1 protein-coding gene is annotated in these 384 nt (G+C 65.1%); it reads right to left on the bottom strand.

The window, feature by feature from the left end:
- Window positions 1-98 precede the first annotated feature (98 nt).
- Window positions 99-275, bottom strand: a complete 177-nt coding sequence (locus tag J0A65_RS26270) for a hypothetical protein (RefSeq protein ID WP_167519182.1) — start codon at window positions 273-275, stop codon at window positions 99-101.
- Window positions 276-384: the final 109 nt, after the last annotated feature.

Consider the following 384-nt stretch of genomic DNA (forward strand, 5'->3'; position numbering starts at 1 on the left):
CCTGGAGCAGCAGGCTGTGCGCCTCAAGCACCTGGTCGACAGCTTCCGCATCTGAGGCACATTAGGCTCATGAGAAAGGGCGCCGTGGCGCCCTTTCTTCATTCCTGCCCGGAGGTTCGTTCCTGCTGCTCCTGCAGCTGCCGCCAGAGCTCTGCGGCGTCGGGGAAATCGGTGCCATCCTCGTCGCCGAGTGCATCCGGGTCGTAGCGCCGCACGCAGCCTTCACCGAGTGTCGGCGGCGCCTTGGACGTGGCCTTATCCAACGGATCGCTCATTGCCACTCCCCTCGCCGGCACCACGTTCATGCTGGGCGAATTCCTTGACCGCCCTGAGCACATCGTGCCGGCTGATCTGTCCGACCAGGCGACCGTCCTCGATCACCGG

It is taken from the genome of Bowmanella yangjiangensis (genome assembly GCF_017255015.1).
Lineage (GTDB): Bacteria > Pseudomonadota > Gammaproteobacteria > Enterobacterales > Alteromonadaceae > Bowmanella > Bowmanella yangjiangensis.